The sequence below is a fragment of the Bradyrhizobium guangzhouense genome, from assembly GCF_004114955.1.
In the GTDB taxonomy this organism is placed as follows: Bacteria; Pseudomonadota; Alphaproteobacteria; order Rhizobiales; family Xanthobacteraceae; genus Bradyrhizobium; species Bradyrhizobium guangzhouense.
This window is the reverse complement of sequence record NZ_CP030053.1, coordinates 4169174-4186433: the sequence shown is the minus strand read 5'-3', so window position 1 is coordinate 4186433 and position 17260 is coordinate 4169174. Positions and strand designations below refer to the sequence as shown.

At 64.4% G+C, this 17260-nt stretch carries 17 protein-coding genes; 8 read left to right on the top strand and 9 right to left on the bottom strand.

Annotated elements, in window-relative coordinates; translation table 11 throughout:
* The first annotated feature begins 325 nt into the window (after positions 1–325).
* The 3 genes from XH91_RS20210 to XH91_RS20200 all read left to right on the top strand — a co-directional run bounded on the left by XH91_RS20210 (position 326) and on the right by XH91_RS20200 (position 2941).
* Positions 326–1825, top strand: coding sequence for a leucyl aminopeptidase (locus tag XH91_RS20210; RefSeq protein ID WP_128952194.1), 1500 nt, complete (start codon positions 326–328; stop codon positions 1823–1825).
* A complete protein-coding gene (locus tag XH91_RS20205) occupies positions 1822–2274 on the top strand; it encodes a DNA polymerase III subunit chi (protein WP_128952193.1) in 453 nt (150 codons plus the stop codon). Before XH91_RS20210 ends, XH91_RS20205 begins: the two co-directional genes overlap by 4 nt.
* Positions 2275–2440: 166 nt before the next feature.
* Positions 2441–2941, top strand: coding sequence for a hypothetical protein (locus tag XH91_RS20200; RefSeq protein ID WP_164934231.1), 501 nt, complete (start codon positions 2441–2443; stop codon positions 2939–2941).
* 45 nt (positions 2942–2986) lie between these two features.
* On the opposite strand, the gene XH91_RS20195 is transcribed toward XH91_RS20200, so the two are convergent.
* The 4 genes from XH91_RS20195 to XH91_RS20185 form a co-directional block, all read right to left on the bottom strand.
* A complete protein-coding gene (locus tag XH91_RS20195) occupies positions 2987–3775 on the bottom strand; it encodes a class I SAM-dependent methyltransferase (protein ID WP_128952191.1) in 789 nt (262 codons plus the stop codon).
* Positions 3776–4098: 323 nt separating this feature from the next.
* On the bottom strand, positions 4099–5964 hold the full coding sequence (locus XH91_RS20190; RefSeq protein WP_128952190.1) for an ABC-F family ATP-binding cassette domain-containing protein: 1866 nt from the start codon (positions 5962–5964) through the stop codon (positions 4099–4101).
* A 46-nt stretch (positions 5965–6010) separates the two neighbouring features.
* The gene (locus XH91_RS38950) at positions 6011–6184 is read right to left on the bottom strand and encodes a hypothetical protein (RefSeq protein ID WP_164934224.1); all 174 of its coding nucleotides are present in this window, start codon (positions 6182–6184) and stop codon (positions 6011–6013) included.
* Between the two features lie 224 nt (positions 6185–6408).
* Positions 6409–6666, bottom strand: coding sequence for a sulfur globule protein precursor (locus tag XH91_RS20185; protein ID WP_128952189.1), 258 nt, complete (start codon positions 6664–6666; stop codon positions 6409–6411).
* A gap of 320 nt (positions 6667–6986) precedes the next feature.
* Between XH91_RS20185 and ndk the strand changes: the two genes are divergently transcribed.
* Positions 6987–7409 carry a nucleoside-diphosphate kinase gene (gene ndk, locus XH91_RS20180; protein ID WP_128952188.1) on the top strand — a complete coding sequence of 141 codons (423 nt, stop codon included), beginning with the start codon at positions 6987–6989 and terminating at the stop codon, positions 7407–7409.
* A 34-nt stretch (positions 7410–7443) separates the two neighbouring features.
* On the top strand, positions 7444–8301 hold the full coding sequence (locus XH91_RS20175; protein ID WP_128952187.1) for a TerC family protein: 858 nt from the start codon (positions 7444–7446) through the stop codon (positions 8299–8301).
* A 5-nt stretch (positions 8302–8306) separates the two neighbouring features.
* On the opposite strand, the gene ppx is transcribed toward XH91_RS20175, so the two are convergent.
* The 4 genes from ppx to XH91_RS20155 all read right to left on the bottom strand — a co-directional run bounded on the left by ppx (position 8307) and on the right by XH91_RS20155 (position 13475).
* A complete protein-coding gene (ppx, locus tag XH91_RS20170) occupies positions 8307–9809 on the bottom strand; it encodes an exopolyphosphatase (RefSeq protein ID WP_128952186.1) in 1503 nt (500 codons plus the stop codon).
* Between the two features lie 15 nt (positions 9810–9824).
* A complete protein-coding gene (locus tag XH91_RS20165; protein WP_164934232.1) occupies positions 9825–12014 on the bottom strand; it encodes an RNA degradosome polyphosphate kinase in 2190 nt (729 codons plus the stop codon).
* Between the two features lie 148 nt (positions 12015–12162).
* The gene (locus tag XH91_RS20160) at positions 12163–12840 is read right to left on the bottom strand and encodes a P-loop NTPase family protein (RefSeq protein ID WP_128952185.1); all 678 of its coding nucleotides are present in this window, start codon (positions 12838–12840) and stop codon (positions 12163–12165) included.
* Positions 12841–12932: 92 nt separating this feature from the next.
* Entirely contained in the window at positions 12933–13475 is a 543-nt protein-coding gene (locus XH91_RS20155; protein ID WP_128952184.1) for a CDP-alcohol phosphatidyltransferase family protein, read from the bottom strand.
* A gap of 156 nt (positions 13476–13631) precedes the next feature.
* On the opposite strand from XH91_RS20155, the gene purM reads away from it, so the two are divergent.
* Positions 13632–14705, top strand: a complete 1074-nt coding sequence (purM, locus tag XH91_RS20150; RefSeq protein ID WP_128952183.1) for a phosphoribosylformylglycinamidine cyclo-ligase — start codon at positions 13632–13634, stop codon at positions 14703–14705.
* Complete coding sequence (gene purN, locus XH91_RS20145) at positions 14705–15373, top strand: phosphoribosylglycinamide formyltransferase (protein ID WP_128952182.1); 669 nt, start codon at positions 14705–14707, stop codon at positions 15371–15373. Before purM ends, purN begins: the two co-directional genes overlap by 1 nt.
* Positions 15374–15462: 89 nt before the next feature.
* Here purN and XH91_RS20140 read toward each other — a convergent pair whose 3' ends face one another.
* On the bottom strand, positions 15463–15669 hold the full coding sequence (locus XH91_RS20140; RefSeq protein ID WP_008551638.1) for a cold-shock protein: 207 nt from the start codon (positions 15667–15669) through the stop codon (positions 15463–15465).
* Positions 15670–16080: 411 nt separating this feature from the next.
* Between XH91_RS20140 and XH91_RS20130 the strand changes: the two genes are divergently transcribed.
* A complete protein-coding gene (locus tag XH91_RS20130) occupies positions 16081–17247 on the top strand; it encodes an autotransporter outer membrane beta-barrel domain-containing protein (RefSeq protein ID WP_128952181.1) in 1167 nt (388 codons plus the stop codon).
* Positions 17248–17260 lie beyond the last annotated feature (13 nt).

Sequence of the window (17260 nt, the reverse complement as noted above, 5' to 3'; positions counted from 1 at the left end):
CCACCAAAGCCCCAACGCGCGCACCGAAATTCCGGTTGTTCGACCAATCCCCTGACAGGGATCCCCAAGGTCGCCCGACCACTTCTTTCGGCAGCTTACTTTCTCACTACCATCCCTTTGATCCGTCAACAAAATGGCTGACCCAAGGCGCCGTCAATATATGGTTAATATTTCCCTCAATGTGACCTCCACGCCACGGGCGGTGCTTGGCATCGGCCGCTGATCTCGCCCATAGTGTCGAAAGCAGAGTGAATCGCCGTTCAGGTCCGGCTTTCGGCCGTATCCATCGATCGGCAAAAAGCCCCATGTTTTCGAGGAGTTACCCATGTCCGATGCCATCAAGGTCGGCTTCGTCCCGCTCGCTTCCGCCGCCCGTGGCATTCTGGTCGTGTTCTGTGACGAGGGTCTGAAGGTTGGCCCGGCAACCGCCAAGGCGCTGGGCGGTGCCAGCGAACTCGTGAAGCGAGCGGCGGCGGCCGGCTCATTCAAGGGCAAAAGCGGCGCGGCCCTGGACATCCTCGCCCCCGAAGGTCTGAAGGCCGAGCGGCTGATCGTGATCGGAACCGGGAAGGCCTCAAGCCTGAAGGGCAACGACTTCCTCAAATTCGGCGGCATGGCGGCCAGCAAGCTCAAGGCGGTTTCCCAGTCCATGACCATTCTGGCGGAGCTGCCTGACGGCGCCATGAGCGGCGAGCAGGCGGTTGCGATCGCCTCGGGCCTGCGCCTGCGCGCTTACAAATTCGACCGCTACAAGACCAAGAAGAAAGACGGCGAGGAGGGCGCCCTGCGCGCCGACGTGTCGCTCGCGGTTGGCGATGCGGCCGCGGCGAAGAAGGCCTTTGCCTCGGCCGGCGCGGTCGTCGACGGTGTCATCATCGCGCGCGACCTCGTCAACGAGCCGCCGAACGTGCTTTTCCCCGAGGAGTTCGCACGCCGCGCCGGCCAGCTCAGGAAGCTCGGCGTGCGAATCGAGGTGCTCGACGTCAAGGCGATGCAGAAGCTCGGCATGGGCGCGCTGCTCGGCGTCGGCCAGGGCTCGGCGCGGCCGAGCCGCACCGTGATCATGCGCTGGGATGGCGGCAAGAAGGGCGAGGCGCCGGTCGCCTTCGTCGGCAAGGGCGTCTGCTTCGACACCGGCGGCATCTCGATCAAGCCGGCCGGCAGCATGGAGGACATGAAGGGCGACATGGGCGGGGCGGCTTGCGTCGTTGGCCTGATGCATGCGCTCGCGGCCCGCAAAGCCAAGGTCAACGTGGTCGGCGCCATCGGCCTCGTCGAGAACATGCCCGATGGCAATGCGCAGCGCCCGGGCGACATCGTCACCTCGATGTCGGGCCAGACCATCGAGATCATCAACACCGACGCCGAAGGCCGCCTGGTGCTGGCCGACGTGCTCTGGTACGTGGCCAAGAAGACCAAGCCGAAATTCATGGTGGACCTGGCGACGCTCACCGGCGCGATCGTGGTCGCGCTCGGTACCGATCATGCCGGCATGTTCTCCAACAATGACGAGCTTGCCGAGCGCCTGCTCGCAGCCGGCATCGAAAGCGGCGAGAAGGTCTGGCGCCTGCCGCTTGGTCCCGAATACGACAAGCTGATCGACTCCCAGTTCGCCGACATGAAGAACACCGGCGGCCGCCACGGAGGCTCGATCACCGCGGCGCAGTTCCTGCAGCGCTTCGTCGATGGCACGCCCTGGGCGCATCTCGACATTGCCGGCACGGCGATGGGCGCGCCCAAGACCGACATCAACCAGAGCTGGGGAAGCGGCTATGGCGTCCGGCTGCTCGATCGTCTGGTGGCCGATCATTACGAGCGCAAATGACGGAAGTTCTCTTCTACCATCTGCAAAACATGACGGTTGAGAACGTCTTGCCGCCGCTTCTCGAGAAATCGCTCGAGCGCGGCTGGCGGGTCGTGGTGCAGTCGACCTCGCCCGAGCGCGCCGATGCGCTGGACGCTCATCTGTGGACTTATCGCGACGATTCCTTCCTGCCGCATGCGACATGGCGGGTGAGCGATGTTGCCGACCAGCCGATCGTGTTGGCGATCGAGGCAGACAATCCCAACGGCGCCAATGTCCGCTTCCTGGTCGACAACGCCGCGTTGCCCGAGGACGCGCAAGGCTATGAGCGCATGGTGCTGCTGTTCAACGGCGACGATCCGGACGCGCTCGCGGCGGCTCGCAGCACCTGGGCGGATTGCAAGACGCGCGGATTTGAGGTCACCTATTGGCAGGCCGACGAACGCGGCCGGTGGCAGCGGCGGAATTGATGGCCGCTTGCAATTAATGATAATTTGGACTTTGACGGGCAGATTGGTTTCGGCCACCTTCGTGCCGCAAAGTGATGTTGGGACAATCGCTTAGGGCTGCTCCTTCACGTGGGGAATTTAGGTTATCGTGCGACATCAAAAGCTTCCAAAGTCGCCCCTGATTGTGTTGCTCGCCGTCGCGCCGCTGATGGCGGGCTGCGCGGGCGCATCCGATATGCTGAGCTCAGCCAAAGACGCTGAATGGTTCAACAAGCCGAGCCGCCTGTTCATCAAGAACATCTCGATCGAATCGCCGCCGCTGACGCCCGATAAGCCTGTGGGAGCTGAGGATCTCGTCAGCGCCGACGGCGCTTGTCCCGGCATGGCGCCGCCGCCCGGTCCCGCCGATGCCAATGCCTCGACAGCGCCGGCGCCAGTGGGCGGCACGGTTGCGCTCGGCCACACCGAGTGTGACGTGGTGCGCGGCATCGGCGCGCCCTCGAACGTCAATCTCTCCAGCGATGGCGCCGGCCGCCGCGTCGCAGTGGTCACGTGGACCACGGGTCCGCGCGCAGGCATCTACACCTTCACGTCGGGGCGCCTCTCCGCGATCGAAGGCAATCCCGAGCCACCGCCGGCGCCGAAGGTGGCGAAGCCGAAGGCGAAGAAGAAGAAGGCGGCGACCTAGCGGGACGTCGGTCTTCTAGTTGCACCTATCGGCTCGTGCTGTCCATCAAGCGGCTTTGCGTCCCTTGATCGCAGTGGCGGAAGCGTGAACGGTGATCGCGCCGGCCGCGCTCGTCGGCAGGCGTGCCTGCAATCGTCGTTTGAGCTCGGTGGTTTCGGACTGAGAGAGCTTTCCCACGACACCGCTCGGGCTGCTGACGACCATCGATAGCCAGTAGTCGTCGAAGTCAGCGAAGGTTCGCTCGACGACGAGCTCGCGGGTTTCGATCTCGCGCAGGCCGATTTCTGCCCACAGCGCCTTGAGCATCTCGAAGCGCGAGATATCCGCACTCGGCGGGCGCGCTGCGGGGATGCCGAGGGCATCCAACTCTTCCCACAGCGGCTGCGTCGGCGTGCCACCCCGCACAATGTCCCAGGTGTAGGACGCGACCATGCCGCCGGGCTTGGTGACGCGGACCATTTCCGAAGCGCCTTTGCGCGGATCGGGGACGAAGAACAGCACCAAGGCCATCACTGCGGCATCGAAGCGGGCCGCATCGTAGGGCAGGGCCATCGCGTCGCCGATCGAGAGCTCGACCGGCTTTGCCGCGAACTTTTGACGCGCCGTCCCGATCTGTGCATCGGAGGGATCGATCGCGCAAACGGACGAAGGAGCGGACCTCGCCAGAAGAAGCTCGGTAAACGCGCCATTGCCCGCACCAACGTCTGCCCAACTTAGTCCCGGGCGAGGCGCCAGCCAGTCGAGGAAGAGAGTCCCGGCCGATCGGCTCCAAGGCGCCATGAAACGCTCGTAAGCCGCGCCGTCGGTGAATTTAATCGGTTCGGGTGACGACATCTGCGATCTCCTCAAAATTGCCTATTGAAAAATGTTCTTCGCCCGAAAAGGTCAGTGTCGGCTTCGTAGCACGGTGCCGCACGATGCGCGATCTGCCGCAGCAAGTTTCTTCAAAGCATCGGGTGACCGTGGAGATCAGGACCGGCTCGCGCACCATCCTGGGCTACTTGCTGTCGCCGCTTCAGCGCTACAGGCATGAGATCACGCGGGAACCCCAGGTTCGCCCGGTTATCTGCGCTGTTTCAATTGTTTGTGTCGCGTTGCCGGGACTCCGCCGGCAGCGGCCCGGCTACTGTGCATGGGGTTGTTTTGCAGTTTTCGATCTAGCCCGCCGCCTCGTCGAACTGCGCGCTCGCCTCGAGCCATCGCTCTTCCGCGCGCGCCAGCGCGTCGGCGGCATTGGCGCGGGCTTTCGACAGTTGTGCGGCCTGTTTGGGATCCCGCGTGAAAATATCGGGGAGCGCGAGCGCGGTGTCGATCTTGGCGATGATCTCGGTGACGCGGGCGATCTCGGACTCGGCTTCCGCGATGCGCTTCTTCAGCGAGCCGCGATTTTCCGGTTTCGGACGCTGCGGCTTTTCGATGTGAGCGGCGCGCTCGCGCGCGGGGGCTTCCGCATTGCGCGCGGACAGCACCAGGCGTCGATACTCGTCGAGGTCGCCGTCGTAACTGGTCACGGTGCGGTCGGCGACGATCCAGAGCTGGTCGGCGCAGGCCTCGATCAGATAGCGGTCGTGCGAGACCATGATGATCGCGCCGGGAAACTCGTTGATGGCTTCGGCAAGCGCTGCGCGGCTGTCGATGTCGAGATGGTTGGTCGGCTCGTCCATGATGATCATGTTGGGGCCGAAGAAGGTGGCGAGCCCCAGCAGCAGCCGCGCTTTCTCGCCGCCCGAGAGCTTGCCCGCCTTGGTGTCGGCGGCCTTGCCGGAGAAGCCGATCGCGCCGGCACGTGCCCGCACCTTGGCCTCGGGCGCATCGCCCCCCATCAGCTTGCGGACGTGGTCGTAGGTCGAGGCGTCCTCATTCAACTCGTCGAGCTGATGCTGCGCGAAATAGGCGATCGACAGCTTGTCGGCACGCGTCACTTTGCCGGAGAAGGGCGCAAGACGCGCAGCGAGCAGCTTGACCAGCGTCGACTTGCCGTTGCCGTTGGCGCCGAGAAGCGCGATGCGGTCGTCATTGTCGATGCGCAGCGTCACGCGGTTCAGCACCGGCATGGCCGGATCGTAGCCGACGGAGACGTTGTCGACCGCGATGATCGGCGGTGACAGCAATTTCTCGGGAGCGGGAAAGGTGATCTCGCGGACGTCCTCCGTCACCAGCGCCGTGATTGGCTTCAGCCGCTCCAGCATTTTCACGCGGGACTGGGCCTGGCGCGCCTTGGACGCCTTGGCTTTGAAGCGGTCGACGAAGGCCTGCAGGCGGGCGCGTTCGGCCTCCTGGCGCTTGACGGCTTTGGCATCGAGCAACTCGCGCGCGGCGCGCTGCTCCTCGAAGGAGGAGTAGCCGCCCTTGTAGAGCGTGAGCTTGCCGCGCTCCAGATGCAGGATCTGGTCGACCGAGCTTTCAAGCAGGTCGCGGTCGTGGCTGATCACGATCACCGTGCGCGGATAATGCGCGAGATGATCCTCCAGCCACAGCGTTCCCTCGAGGTCGAGATAGTTAGTGGGCTCGTCGAGCAGCAGAAGGTCGGGGGCCGCGAACAGCGTCGCGGCCAGCGCGACGCGCATGCGCCAGCCCCCGGAGAATTCGGCGCAGGGGCGCAGCTGGTCGGCGGCGGAAAAGCCGAGACCGGAGAGGATCGCGGCGGCGCGGCTCGGCGCCGAATGGGCGTCGATGTCGACGAGCCGGGTCTGGATCTCGGCAATGCGGTGCGGATCGGTTGCGGTCTCGGCTTCTGCCAGCAGCGCTTCGCGCTCGAGGTCGGCCTCGAGCACGACCGAGATCAGGCTTTCTGGCCCGTTCGGGGCTTCCTGCGCCAGGCTGCCGACGCGCCAGCGGGGCGGCAGGGTCACCGAGCCGTGCTCGGCCGAAAGCTCGCCGCGGATCACCTTGAACAGCGTCGATTTGCCGGTGCCGTTACGTCCGACCATGCCAACGCGCGCACCGGGCGTGATCTGCACGGAGCTGTCATCGATCAGGAGGCGTCCGGCGAGACGGACGGAGAGGTCGGTGATGGTGAGCATGCGGCCTTGTCACCGCAGGCGTGATCAAACGCAACCCGATTTTTCGTCAGTGCGTATCGAGGTCGCGCTTCCGCAGCTCGTTCAAGAGCTGCTCGAGATGCGTCGGCAGCCGGGGGTCGGGGCGAATGCTCTGCTGAAGCCGTTCGCCCACGGCATCGCAAATCGAGCGGCTGGTCCGCCGGTCGATCTGTTCGCTGTCATTGGCAAGAACGCCAGCCATTTCAGGGTTCCGTGTGTTCAAAGTAACGACACGCTACCAAGTCATTGCCCCCCAAAATGGTTTCGCCGAGCGTTGGGGATGGCTGGCATTCTAGTAAAAATTGTATGAATTCGCCGTATGTGCCCAAATATAAGGCCCCGGTGGGGGGAACACCGGGGCCTCTCTTGGAAGGTACTGCAGGGGGGGAACAGTACCTCACGTAATCAGGGAATATGCTGCCGGGCTCAGTAGCAGCGGTTGATCAGCCGCCAGCGGGGTCCCCAGGGGGTTGGGACCAGCCGGCGCACGTAGCAGCCGCCGTAGCCGTAAGAGACGGGCGCGGTGTAGAAGCGCGGTCCGCCCCAGCCCCAGCCGCCGCCGTGATACCAGCCGCCGCCGTGCCAGCCCCAGCCGCCATGCCAGTGAGCGGAGGCGGAGGTGGGAGCCAGCGCGGCCCCCAGGGCGACCGCGGCGACTGCAGCGAGCGAAAGTTTCCTCAACATCGTGATCTCCTCAAAACTGCCGGCGCGGGGCTATCGCGTCGATGGAAGGCCGCCGAAACGATTTGCCTCGGCAACGAGGCTTTGGTTTCGATGGAGCCGACGATACGCCAGCGAGGCTGAACCAAACCCTGATGGAGCCTTCAGATTGGGTTCATCTGGGTGAAATCGTTGTAATCCATATTGGAATCCGGCCGCGATTTGGGTCTTCGCCTGCGGCGAAGCGCCCTTGGGGACGTTCCGGCACTCGCTTGCCGGATCGCGAAGGCGCCGATATAAGCCCCGCAACTCCCACCGCCCTTTTTCTCTTCAAGGACAAGATCATGGCCATCGAACGCACTTTCTCGATCATCAAGCCCGACGCCACCGCGCGTAACCTGACCGGCGCCGTGAACGCCGTGATCGAGAAGGCGGGCCTGCGCATCGTCGCGCAGAAGCGCATCCGCATGACCAAGGAACAGGCCGAGACCTTCTATGCCGTCCACAAGTCCCGTCCGTTCTTCGGCGAGCTGGTCGAGTTCATGACCTCGGGCCCGGTCGTGGTTCAGGTGCTGGAAGCCGAGAACGCCATCGCCAAGTACCGCGACGCCATGGGCGCGACCGATCCGTCGAAGGCGGCCGAGGGCACCATCCGCAAGCTCTACGCCAAGTCGATCGGCGAGAACTCGGCTCACGGCTCGGATGCTCCGGAAACCGCCGCGATCGAGATCGCGCAGTTCTTCTCGGGCAACGAGATCGTCGGCTGACCAGCCGATAGGTCGAGTCGACAGGGGACTCATTGTGAACTGGCTCGGGCAGATCTTCGATCCCGCCACGATCGGGGCATTCTTCACCCAGTTCCGCAATGAGATGGCCGAGCCGACCTTCTGGATCGCGGTCGGCAAGATCATCTGGATCAACATCCTGCTCTCCGGCGACAACGCGCTGGTGATCGCGCTCGCCTGCCGCGGCCTCAAGCCGCGGCACCGGCTGTGGGGCATGGTGTTAGGCGCGGGCGCCGCAGTGCTGCTGCGGATCATCTTCACCGGCGTCGTCGCAAGCCTGATGGCGCTGCCGTACCTGAAGCTGGTCGGTGGCTTCGCGCTGATCGTGATCGCGGCAAAGTTGCTGGTGCCGGAGAACGAGGAAGAGGACGTCGAGTCCGCCTCGCATCTGTGGCAGGCGGTGCAGATCGTCGTCGTTGCCGACATCGTCATGAGCCTGGACAATGTCATTGCGGTCGCCGCTGCCGCCAATGGCAGCGTGCCGCTGCTGGTGCTCGGCCTTGCCATCAGCGTGCCGCTCATCGTTGCCGGCGCGGCGCTGATTATGGCGCTGCTGACGAAGCTGCCTATTCTGGTCTGGGCTGGCGCGGCATTGCTCGGCTGGATCGCAGGCGAGGTGATCGCGACCGATCCCGGCATCGCACCGAAGCTGCATTCCCTCGCCGAAGGTCCGTTCGGCGTCTCGCTGGACCAGATGCTCGGCACTCTGCATGTCCCGCCGCAATTCGCCCATGGCGGTGGTGGCGCCGAATATCTCTGTGCCGCGCTCGGCGTCGTCGTCGTGTTGCTGGTCGGCTCGATCTGGCGCCGGCGCAGCCTGCAGGCCGCTGCGCTCGAAGCGTCCGACGCACACGCCAAGGCGTCCGCCGAGTAAGAGAACTACCGCCGCACGATCGAGCCGCTGCGCCCGATCAGGCGGGCGAGCTGCTTGAAGCGGCTGCCGACGCGATCGGCGACGAGATCGCCGAGACGGTGCTCGAACACCAGCATCAGATTGCGGCCCTGGCTGCGAAAATGCGTGGCCGGCAATACACCCGGTCGCGCCGCCGAGATCAGATGCGCGACGCGGAACGCCGCGCCGAGCAGGCGGGCGCGCTCGAGCTGCGCCGGCGTCAGCAATTCCTGCATGGTCAGCGGCGGCTGGTTCTCCTCGCTGAGGCCCGCATAGCGATAGAATACCGACAGTCCGACGAAGGCGCGCTCGCGATGGTCGATCGCACCGAAATTGGCGTTGACCACGAGGCTCAGCGTCTGCTCGCCGCGATGATCAGGATGGACGCGCCAGCCGATGTCGGACAGAAGACAGGCGGTGTGGCGCAGGCGGCGGTCCTCCTCGGTCTCGCGCAGCTTGACCACGCGTGCGAGGCGATCGGTCCAGGCAATCAGCTCGCGGGCGTGCTTCGCCGAGCGCGACAGCAGCTGGTTCAACTCCTCGGCCGCGCAGATCAGCCCGTCCTTGTTGCGCTCGGTCTCCGGCAGCTTCTCGTGCAGCAGGCCTTCGCGCACGCCGAAGGTCGAGAACACGATGGTTTTCGGCTTTGCGACGCGCACGATGTGCTCGAGCACGAGCGCTGCATAGGTGAGGAGCGGGCGCCGCGCATCCGCGACGACCTCGATGTCGGCGAGCATGTTGGCGGCGGCGAGGCGCCGTAAGCGGCGTGCAAAATCGAGCGCCTCGGCCGCTTGTATGGAATAGCCGTGCATCACCTGGAGCGGATAGCCGCTCTGGATGATGTGGATGCGCGCAAGCGCGCGCCAGGTGCCGCCGACTGCATAGAAGGTACGGCGGCGGCCGGCCGTGAGCAGGTCGACATCGTCGATCGCCTCGCGCACGATGCGATCGGCGCGCTTGAGCGATTTATGAGCGAGGTCTTGGAGCGCGAGGCCGCCAAGCGGCAGTGTCACGCCGCTGCGCACGCTGTTGCCGCGCACATCGATCAGTTCGAGCGAGCCGCCGCCGAGATCGCCGACGATGCCGTCGGGACGGTGAATGCCCGAGATCACGCCGAGCGCCGACAGTTTTGCCTCACGCGGCCCTGACAGTATCTCGATCTTCACCGCGCAGATGCGCTCGGCTTTCGCGATGAAGTCGGGGCCGTTGGAAGCATCGCGGCACGCAGCGGTCGCGATCGCGAACACGCGGCCGACCTGCATCACGCGGCACAGCGCGCGAAAACGCTTCAGAGACGTCAGTGCCTTGTCGACGGCGTCGGGCGCGAGCAGCCCCGTGCTCTGCACCTCGCGCCCGAGGCCGCACAGCGTCTTCTCGTTGAAGATCGGAATCAGGCTCCGTGCCAACGCCTCGTAGACGACGAGACGAACCGAGTTGGAGCCGATGTCGATGACCGCGACGCTAGCGCCACGCTTGCGCGGCCGTTTCACGGCAAAGTTCTCCGGTCAGGGCTGATGGCGTTCGTTTCGGCGCGTGAGACGACGCGGCGAGGATTCCTTGAGAGACTTTCCACGGCCAGACAGACTCGGATTTGTCATGAAGTAATTGTGCACGTTGAAAGGCTCCTCGCCCTTCGCGGTCTTCATACGCGTTGAGGACCCGTCCGGCAACAATTGCCAGCTCTGCTCGTTGTCCTTCAGATTCGCGACCATGATCTGTTCGAGAACCTGCTGATGCACCGTGGGATTTTGCAGCGGACACAGCACCTCGACACGGCGGTCGAGGTTGCGCGGCATCATATCGGCCGACGAGATATACACAGCCGCTTTCGCGCTCGGCAGGCCCTGGCCCATGCCGAAACAGTAGATTCGGCCGTGTTCCAGGAATCGTCCGATGATCGACTTGACGCGGATATTCTCCGACAGGCCGGGGATTCCGGGGCGCAGGCAGCAGATGCCACGGACCACGAGCTCGACCTGCACGCCAGCTTGTGAGGCCTCGTAGAGCGCGTCGATGATGTCGGGGTCGACAAGCGCATTCATCTTCATCCAGACCGCACCGGGCTTGCCATGACGGGCGTGCTCGGTCTCGCCCTGGATGTGCTCGATGATGCGCTTGCGCAAGGTCAGCGGCGACACAGCCATCTTTTCAAGATCACTCGGCGCGGCATAGCCCGTGATGAAGTTGAACACGCGCGCGGCGTCGCGGCCGATGGTCGGCTCCGAGGTGAAATAGGACAGGTCCGTATAGATACGCGCTGTAACCGGATGATAATTGCCCGTGCCGGTATGGACGTAGGTGGTGAGGCTGCCGCCCTCGCGGCGCACCACCATCGAGAGCTTTGCGTGCGTCTTCAGTTCGAGGAAGCCGTAGACGACCTGCACGCCGGCGCGCTCCAGGTCGCGTGCCCAGCGGATATTGGCCTCTTCGTCGAAACGCGCTTTCAGCTCGATCAGCGCGGTGACGGACTTGCCGGCTTCCGCAGCCTCGGCGAGCGCACGCACGATCGGCGAGTTATTGGAGGTGCGGTAGAGCGTCTGCTTGATCGCGACGACGTCGGGGTCGCGCGCGGCCTGTTGCAGGAACTGCACCACCACGTCGAAGGATTCGTAGGGGTGGTGGACGATCAGGTCCTTTTGCCGGATCGCCGCGAAGATGTCGCCGCCATGCTCGCGGACGCGCTCGGGATGGCGCGGCACGTAAGGGGTGAATTCGAGATCAGGCCGGTCGAGCCTGGTGAGCTGCGAGAGCTCGTTCATGGCGAGCACGCCGTCGACCAGGAATACCTCGTCGTCGGCGGCCGAGAGTGCGTGCTGCACGAAGCTGCGCAGCTCCTCCGGCATCTTGGCGTCGATCTCGAGCCGGATCACCGATCCGCGGCGGCGGCGCTTCAGCGCGGTCTCGAACAGGCGGACGAGGTCTTCGGCTTCTTCCTCGATTTCGAGCTCGGAGTCGCGGATGATACGGAAGGCGCCCTGGCCGTGGAGGCTGTAGCCGGGAAACAGACGGTTGATGAACAGGCTGGTGGCCTGCTCCAGCGAGATCAGGCGGACCTTGCCCTCGGCCGGCAGGCGGATGAAGCGATCGATCTTGCCGGGCATGCGGATCAGCGCATTCATCGGCTTGCCATCGGCCTCGCGCGTGAGTTGGAGCGCGATGGTGAAGCCGAGGCTCGGGATGAACGGGAAGGGATGGGCCGGATCGATCGCCAGCGGTGTCAGTAGCGGGAATACGTTGTTGAGGAAGTAGTCCTCGAGCCAGGTCCGTTCCGCCTTGGTGACCTCCTTGCCATCGACAAGCACGATGCCGACGTCGGCCAGCGTGCCGCGCAGCTCGCGCCAGATCGCCTGCTGGTCGCTGGCGAGCTGTGAAACCGTGCGGTTGATCAACGCGAGCTGCTCAGAGGGGGTCAGTCCGTCGGGCGCCCGCTCGGCAATGCCCTCGCGGACCTGCGCCTTGATGCCGGCGACGCGGACCATGAAGAACTCGTCGAGGTTATTTGCCGAAATCGACAGGAATCGCACCCGCTCCAGCATGGGGTGGCTGGGGTTGACCGATTCCTCCAGGACGCGACGGTTGAAATGCAGCCAGGACAGCTCGCGATTGATAAATCGCTCGGGGCTTGAGGCGATCGCCGGCAGGCCCTCGGTCTCCGTGGCTTTTTCTTTCGTTTCAATAGCTTGCGCGGAGTCCATGAGAAGTCGGTCCATCCATTTCGCCCCAATTTGCGACTTACGCGCAAAACCGGCGGGAGCATGTGTTAATGCGATGACGTTTCGATGACATTGATGTTCCGCCGCCGCGCCGCGTCAAGCGGGTCAAAGGGGAGCGTCAATGGGAGGTCTAAACGTCCCGAAGCAGCTCTGCGGCCAGCGCCCGTGTGACGGGACGGCCGAGCCGCAGCGCCTCGCTATCGAGCAGTTCCACCGCGCGCCGTGCCGCGGCCGAGGAGCGCTCCAGCCGGGTCGCGAGGTAGCTCACAACAGCCTCGTCCACAGCAAGCTGGCGGTCCGCGCAGAACTTGACGATCAGGCCGCGGAAAAGCTGGTCATCCGGTGGCGCGAGCGAAATCACAGGGATCGTCCGAAGCCGGGAGCGCAGGTCGCGGAGCTCGACCTCGACCGCTGCGGGCGCCTCGCGTCCGGTGAACAGCACGTAGGCGCCGTCCTCGCGCGCGAGGTTCATCAGATGAAAGAGCGCACGCTCGTCAAAATCACCAGCCTTGAGATCCTCGACCACCAGCGCGCCGGTCGCGAGCGCGCCGGGCACGGCGGCGGCATTCAGCGCGTTGGCCGTAGTGGAGCGAGCGCCTGATTCCTCGGCCCAGATCGCGGCGAGATGGCTTTTGCCGGAGCCTTCGGGGCCGGCAAGCCACATGATCCGGTTCGGCCATTCCGGCCAGCTGTCAATCAAGGCAAGACCGGCAGCATTGGCAGGGCCCTCGAGGAAATTGTCCCGGCCGAGGCTCTCCGCATGCGGAAGCGAAAATGCCAATTGTCGGGGATGAACGCGGCCTGCCACGCTTGCTTTGCTCCGTGCCGGCGCGCCGGCCTTGTCTGACGAGGGTAGACTTATTTGATCGGGACTTGGCCTTTTGCGGGGCCGCATCCCCCTCATTTGGCTTCGATCGTGCTCATGTGCCGCAGCCACTCTACGAGATAGAGCGACACCGAGGACAGGGTGAACACCGTGACGAGCCCTATCAGGACCATATCATACGGCGACGGCTTGAAGCCGAAGGCGAGGGCGGCCAGCACCAGCGCCGCATAAGCCACTTGTGCCGCTGTGTTCAGCTTGGATACTTTGGAAGGCCTCATTTCGACCGGCTTGTCGAACAGCCAGGACACGATCACCGCGGTGACGATCATGATGTCGCGGGACACCACCAGGATCACGATCCAGCGCGGGATGTCGCCCCAGATGCCGAGCGAGAGGTAGATCGACACCAGCAGCGCCTTGTCGGCCAGTGGATCGAGCAGGGCGCCGAGCTCGCTGGTCATGTTGAAGCGCTTGGCCAGAAAGCCGTCGACGGCATCGCTGATGCCCGCGATGAGGAACACGGCGAACGCCACCTCCATTTGGCTCGACACGATGGCCCAGACGATGATCGGGACCAGCATGATGCGGCCCAGGGTAATGATGTTCGGAATACTCACACGGCGCTTCCCGGCACCCGACCTGACCTTAGAATCCGGCCTCTAAGAGGCTGAACCGGTTGATATCTCTACATAGTATAGGGCGGGGCGCCACGCTTGCCATTGCGCGTCCCCGGAATTCGACGTAACCAGCCGCAAACCCACTGGAAATCGGGCATGACCGACCGCAAAAACGGCCTCACTTACGCCGATTCAGGCGTCGATATCGACGCGGGCAACCGCCTGGTCGACCTGATCAAGCCGATGGTGCGCGCCACCGCACGGCCGGGCGCGGATGCCGAGATCGGCGGATTCGGCGGCCTGTTCGACCTCAAGGCGGCCGGCTTCAAGGATCCTGTCTTGGTCGCGGCCACCGACGGCGTCGGCACCAAGGTCAAGATCGCGATCGACACCGGCCTGCATGGCGGGATCGGCATCGACCTCGTCGCCATGAGCGTCAACGACCTCGTGGTGCAGGGCGCCGAGCCGCTGTTCTTCCTCGACTATTTCGCCTGCGGCAAGCTCGACCCGGAGGCCACCGCCGCCATCGTGGCAGGCGTCGCCGAGGGCTGCCGCGAGTCCGGCTGTGCCCTGATCGGCGGCGAGACCGCGGAGATGCCGGGCCTCTACAAGGATGGCGACTACGATCTCGGCGGCTTTGCCGTGGGTGCCGCCGAACGCGGCACGCTGTTGCCGCGCAAGGACATCGCCGCGGGCGATGCCGTGATTGGTCTCGCCTCATCGGGCGTGCACTCCAACGGCTTCTCGCTGGTGCGCAAGATCGTGGAACAATCCGGCCTCGGCTTCGAGGCGCCGGCGCCGTTTGCCCCTGTCATGACGCTTGGCGGCGCGTTGCTGACGCCGACGAAGCTCTACGTCAAATCCTGCCTGCGGGCGATCCGCGAGACCGGTGCGGTGAAGGGCCTCGCCCACATCACCGGCGGCGGTTTCACTGACAACATTCCGCGTGTGCTGCCTACACATCTTGGCGTCGGCATTGATCTGGCACGCCTGCCGGTGTTGCCGGTGTTTAAATGGCTGGCCGCCCAGGCCGGCATCGCCGAGCTCGAAATGCTCCGGACCTTCAACTGCGGCATCGGGATGATTGCGATCGTCGAGCCCGAAAAGGTCGACGCGGTCATGCGGGTCTTCACGGATGCCGGCGAGACCGTGGCCCTGCTCGGCACCGTGATCCCGGCCGAGGGCGAGCACCGCGTCGTCTATAACGGTCATCTCGACATGGCGCTGTGATGACTGGCGCTGCGATCAAACGGCGCGTCGCCATCCTGATTTCCGGCCGCGGCTCCAACATGTCGGCGCTGATCAAGGCAGCCAGCGTGCTAGATTTCCCCGCGGAGATTACGCTCGTCATCTCGAACAAGGCCGACGCCGTCGGGCTCGAAAGAGCCAGGGCGGCCGGCGTCAAGACGCAGGTGATCGAGAGCAAGCCGTTCGGCAAGGATCGCGCCGGCTTCGAGAAGGTGCTGCAGGCCGCGCTCGATGAGCACGGCATCGAGCTGATTTGCCTCGGCGGCTTCATGCGCCTCTTCACGGCGGAGTTTGCCAGGGCCTGGTACGGGCGGATGCTCAACATCCATCCCTCGCTGTTGCCGTCGTTCCCCGGCCTCGACCCGCACGGCCAGGCCTTGCGCGCCGGCGTCAAGTTGTCTGGCGCGACGGTGCACTTCGTGATCCCCGAGACCGACGCCGGCCCGATCGTGATGCAGGGCGCTGTCCCCGTCAGCGATCACGACACGGCCGAGACGCTGTCGGAGCGCATCCTCGAAGTCGAGCACCGCATCTATCCGGCCGCGCTGAGCCTGCTTGCGACCGGTAAGGTCAGGATCGAGGGCGACGTCTGCAAGACGGTGGGGAGTGGGGCGTCGGAGAATTTCCTGATTGCGCCGGTGGCGACCTGAAGCTACTCGCGTTTCGTCGCCCCAAACAAAATCCCCCGGCAGAGCCGGGGGCATCGTCATGACCTCTCGTTGCTTAGACTTGAGAGAAATCAGGAGACCTTGAGGTTCTCCGCGGACGATTTGCCGCGGTTCTCCACGAGGTCGTATTCAACCACCTGGTTTTCATTGAGGGTCGAAAGTCCGGCACGCTCGACGGCCGAAATGTGGACGAACACGTCCTTGTCGCCGCCGTTCGGCTTGATGAACCCGTAGCCCTTGGTCGGGTTGAACCATTTGACGGTGCCCTTTTGTGGCATCCTTAGTCTCCTCCGCTAGATACTAAAAAGACGCGGCCGCTTTTCGCGTGCCACGTCACAAACGGGCTTCCGGAAGTCTGTTCGAGTCTTGAGCCTGTCGCGAAACGCACAGCCGAGCGGCCAATTCCGATTGTGTACGATATTCCAACACGAAAACCGTGCGCTAGCAAGCTGCGTGCAAACTTCAAGACCGCACCGGAGACGTCCCGCTGCAATTTGCGACCTGTGGCCCTGGAACCACAATCGGACGCAATCGCCGTGGCGGAAGCCTGCGGACCGGTTGACCCCTCATGGTAGTTCAGCACAAATCGTCGCGCCTGCGCGCCCTTCAGGTTGTATTTTTGCGGGCCGCCATTTTGCTTTGGGATTGGTCGTCATGTGCTGCACTCGGCAGCCACCGGGATACGGCAGATGATCGGGCTGGACCGTGTCCGCCGGATCGTGACGGCGATCGCCATGGTACTCGCGGTTGCTGCGATGCTACCGGCGACGGCGGCCTTTGCGCAGACACCGACACCGACTCCGACGTCAACGCCAACGCCCACGCCGACGCCCACCCCGTCGCCATCGCCATCGCCATCGCCGTCGCCGTCACCTTCGCCGACCCCGAGCGCGACGTCGAGCAATGCCAACCAGTCGGCCGGCAACAGCACGCTCAATCTGGGCTCGAATTTTCTGGAGCGGCTGGGCAACCAGGCCTCGAGCGGCATCATCAGGGGCTCGCGCTCCAATCCCGGCGGCGGTGGTGCGTCGGAAAGCGCAGAGGATCCGCGCTACCGCACCTGGTACGAGGGATACGGCATCTCGGTCCGCACTGATCCGCAGGGGGATTTCGTGGGTGACAAGCGAACGACGTTTGGCGGTGTCGCCGGCTTCGGTGCGCGTGTTGCGCCGGGCGTCAATCTGGGCTTCTCCGTCGACCAGAGCCACACCGATGTCGACGTGCCGCTCGCGCTTCAGTCGGCGACGCTCGACCTGACGCAGATCGGTTTCAACGGTTCCGTCGACAACGGACCTTGGACCTGGGCCTTCGCGTTGGTGCACGGTTTCGGCAAGGTGCATTCGGCCCGCGATACCGGCTTCGGCCTTGCCGTTGCAGGCTATCACGCCGCGGTCGACGGTGCGCTCACCGAGATCAACTATTACTGGACCAAGGATCAGATGCGCATCGTGCCCAAGGGCGGGATCGAATATGTGCGCGCCACCAGCGCAGCATTCCAGGAGGCCGGAGGACTCGATCCCCTCAACGTCGGCTCGAGCGCAATCTCGCGTGCGCGCGTCATGATCGGCGCCGAGGTCGGGCGTTACTTCATCTTCGACCGGAAGATCCTGGACCTCTCGGCGTACGGCAAGTTCGTCGACAATTTCTATCAGGACCTCGGCACGGTGCAGGTCAGCCTCGGCACCCAAAACATCATCGTGCCCGGCGTCGGCGAGAGCCGTTACGGGATGGACGCCGGCGCCTCGGCCTCGCTCAGCCTGACCAATACCGTGCGGCTGTATGTCAATTACGACGGCAAGTTCCGCAACGAGCTGAGATCGCACCAAGGCACCGTCGGCTTCGAATATCGGTGGTGAAGGGACTGCTCGC

Excerpts from the sequence above, each read along its gene's own strand:
- XH91_RS20210 (WP_128952194.1), top strand. The coding sequence starts at position 326 with ATGTCCGATGCCATCAAGGTCGGCTTCGTCCCGCTCGCTTCCGCCGCC.
- XH91_RS20205 (WP_128952193.1), top strand. The coding sequence starts at position 1,822 with ATGACGGAAGTTCTCTTCTACCATCTGCAAAACATGACGGTTGAGAAC.
- XH91_RS20195 (WP_128952191.1), bottom strand. The coding sequence starts at position 3,775 with ATGTCGTCACCCGAACCGATTAAATTCACCGACGGCGCGGCTTACGAG.
- XH91_RS20190 (WP_128952190.1), bottom strand. The coding sequence starts at position 5,964 with ATGCTCACCATCACCGACCTCTCCGTCCGTCTCGCCGGACGCCTCCTG.
- XH91_RS38950 (WP_164934224.1), bottom strand. The coding sequence starts at position 6,184 with ATGGCTGGCGTTCTTGCCAATGACAGCGAACAGATCGACCGGCGGACC.
- XH91_RS20185 (WP_128952189.1), bottom strand. The coding sequence starts at position 6,666 with ATGTTGAGGAAACTTTCGCTCGCTGCAGTCGCCGCGGTCGCCCTGGGG.
- ndk (WP_128952188.1), top strand. The coding sequence starts at position 6,987 with ATGGCCATCGAACGCACTTTCTCGATCATCAAGCCCGACGCCACCGCG.
- XH91_RS20165 (WP_164934232.1), bottom strand. The coding sequence starts at position 12,014 with ATGGACTCCGCGCAAGCTATTGAAACGAAAGAAAAAGCCACGGAGACC.
- purM (WP_128952183.1), top strand. The coding sequence starts at position 13,632 with ATGACCGACCGCAAAAACGGCCTCACTTACGCCGATTCAGGCGTCGAT.
- purN (WP_128952182.1), top strand. The coding sequence starts at position 14,705 with ATGACTGGCGCTGCGATCAAACGGCGCGTCGCCATCCTGATTTCCGGC.
- XH91_RS20140 (WP_008551638.1), bottom strand. The coding sequence starts at position 15,669 with ATGCCACAAAAGGGCACCGTCAAATGGTTCAACCCGACCAAGGGCTAC.
- XH91_RS20130 (WP_128952181.1), top strand. The coding sequence starts at position 16,081 with ATGATCGGGCTGGACCGTGTCCGCCGGATCGTGACGGCGATCGCCATG.